The sequence below is a fragment of the Pseudomonas sp. YQ_5 genome (genome assembly GCF_043103305.1).
Taxonomy (GTDB): domain Bacteria; phylum Pseudomonadota; class Gammaproteobacteria; order Pseudomonadales; family Pseudomonadaceae; genus Aquipseudomonas; species Aquipseudomonas putida_Y.
Genome location: NZ_JBICJS010000022.1, coordinates 1 through 2,756 on the forward strand (window position 1 = coordinate 1; position 2,756 = coordinate 2,756).

Here is a 2,756-nt window from a genome sequence, read left to right on the forward strand (position 1 = left end):
ATGCCTGGGGGATTTGCGCGCGCACGACTTGGTGCATGGCTCGATCTCGCGTCGTACAAACAAGGCGGTCGCGCGCGCCTTGGCGCATGGCTCGATCTCGCGTCGTACAAACCAGGCGGTCGCGCGCGCCTGTCACAGGCGTCACTGGCCCGAAACAAACGTAGGAGCGAGCGCAGCTCGCGATGCGCCGCGCGGGCGGCGCTCGATCTCACTGGCGCTGAAGATGGCACGGCAAGCACCAGGAAGCCCATGATCGAAACCGCTTATCACGCCGTAAGATCTTTCGATTGGACGCCCCCTCCCCACGCTCCATAGGCTGGAAAAAAGCATCGAAGCGTGAGGATTCATCGCATGAGCCAGGACGAACACATCAGGGACTACAAGGGCGCCGCCGCCGGCTGGGGGGCGCTGAAAAGCGTGACCAAGAGCTGGCTGGGCAGCGAAAATGCCTTCAAGAACCTGCGGGCCATGCTCAAGACCAACCAGAACGGCGGCTTCGACTGCCCCGGCTGTGCCTGGGGCGAGTCGCCGGAAAGCGACATGGTCAAGTTCTGCGAGAACGGCGCCAAGGCGGTCAACTGGGAAGCCACCGGCCGCTCGGTCGACCCGGCTTTCTTCGCCAAATACAGCGTCAGCGCGTTGAAGGAGCAGACCGACTACTGGCTCGAATACCAGGGCCGCCTCACCCACCCGATGCGTTACGACGCCGCCACCGACCACTATGTCGAAACCACCTGGCAGGAGGCCTTCGAGCTGGTCGCCAGGCACCTGCATGCGCTTCAGTCGCCAGATGAGGCCGAGTTCTACACCTCGGGCCGGGCCAGCAACGAGGCGGCGTTCCTCTACCAACTGTTCGTGCGCGCTTACGGCACCAACAACTTCCCTGATTGCTCGAACATGTGCCACGAAGCCAGCGGCGCGGGCATGTCGGAAACCCTCGGGGTGGGCAAGGGCACCGTGGTGTTCCACGACCTGGAACTGGCCGACGCGATCTTCGTCATTGGCCAGAACCCCGGCACCAACCACCCGCGCATGCTCGAACCCCTGCGGGAAGCGGTCAAGCGTGGTGCCCAGGTAGTCTGCTTCAACCCGCTGAAAGAGCGTGGCCTCGAGCGCTTCCAGCACCCGCAGCACCCGTTCGAAATGCTCAGCAACGGCTCCGAGCCGACCTCCAGTGCCTACTTCCGCCCGGCCTTGGGTGGGGACATGGCGGCAATGCGCGGCATTGCCAAATATTTGTTGCAATGGGAGCGCGAGGCGCAGGCCAAGGGCGAGCCGGCGGTGTTCGACCATGCCTTCATCGCCGAGCACACCAGCGGCGTCGACGATTACCTGGCGACGGTGGACGCCACGTCCTGGGAGCACATCGTCAAACAGTCGGGCTTGACCCTGGCCGAGATCGAGCTGGCCGCCCGCATGTATCGCAAGGCCGAACGGGTCATCATGTGTTGGGCCATGGGCGTCACCCAGCATCGCCATTCGGTGCCGACCGTGCAGGAAATCGTCAACCTGCAGCTGCTGCGCGGCAACGTCGGCAAACCCGGCGCAGGCCTGTCGCCGGTGCGTGGCCACAGCAACGTGCAGGGTGACCGTACCATGGGCATTGACGAGAAACCCTCGGCGGCGCTACTCGATGCCATCGAACAACGCTTCCAGTTCAGTGTGCCGCGTACCCATGGGCACAACGCGGTGTTGGCGATCAAAGCCATGGAAGAGGGACGGGCCAAGGTGTTCATCGGCTTGGGCGGCAACTTTGCCCAAGCCACCCCGGACACCGCGCGCACCCACGCGGCGCTGCAGAACTGCGCGTTGACCGTGCAGATTTCCACCAAGCTCAACCGCTCGCACCTGGTCACCGGCCGCGATGCGCTGATCCTGCCGTGCCTGGGCCGTACCGAAATCGACCTGCAGGCCGAAGGGCCGCAAGGCGTGACTGTGGAGGACACCTTCAGCATGGTGCACATCTCCCACGGCCAGTTGCGCCCGCGCTCGCCGCATATGCGCTCGGAGCCCTGGATCATCGCCGGCATGGCCAAGGCTACGCTGGGTAACCAGCCGATAGACTGGGAGTTTGCGGTGGCCGACTACAGCCGTATTCGTCAGATGATCGCAGACGTTATCCCTGGTTTCGCCAGCTTCAATGAGCGCTTGCAGCAGCCGGGCGGTTTCCACCTGGGTAACACCGCCGCCGATCGCAACTTCCGAACGGCCACGGGCAAGGCCCGGTTCATGCCCCACGCGCTGCCCGAGGAGCTGGTCAATGCCAAGGTGCTGGCCCGGGGTGACAAACCCGACCTGATCCTGCAGACCCTGCGCTCGCACGACCAGTACAACACCACCCTGTATGGCCTGGACGACCGCTACCGTGGGGTGTTCGGCCTGCGTGAAGTGGTGTTCGTCAATGAGGCGGACATCCGTCGCCTGGGCTTCGAACCGGGTGAGCAGGTGGACCTTGTGTCGTTGTGGGAGGATGGCATGGAGCGGCGGGTGTCGGGGTTCCGCCTGGTGGCGTATGACGTGCCGGAGGGGCAGGCGGCGGCGTATTACCCGGAAACCAACCCGTTGGTACCGCTGGAAAGTTATGGTGAGGGGACCTATACCCCGACCTCGAAATTCGTGGCGATCAAGGTCGTGAAAGCCAAGGCGGGGAACCGCATTGCGGCGGTGTTGGCCACGGATTGATGGGGTGCCTGTACTGGCCCCTTCGCGGGTGAACCCGCTCCTACAGGACCCCACAGCGTTTGAGGTTGAGGTGA

General features: G+C 64.1%; 1 protein-coding gene. It reads left to right on the forward strand.

What is annotated here, in order from left to right; genetic code table 11:
- The first annotated feature begins 351 nt into the window (after positions 1-351).
- Positions 352-2,682: an FdhF/YdeP family oxidoreductase gene (locus ACF8EA_RS03900; protein ID WP_392521153.1), complete on the forward strand. Its 2,331-nt coding sequence runs from the start codon at positions 352-354 to the stop codon at positions 2,680-2,682.
- The last annotated feature ends 74 nt before the right edge of the window (positions 2,683-2,756 follow it).

Coding starts and splice junctions, on each gene's coding strand:
- ACF8EA_RS03900 (WP_392521153.1), top strand. CDS start 352: ATGAGCCAGGACGAACACATCAGGGACTACAAGGGCGCCGCCGCCGGC.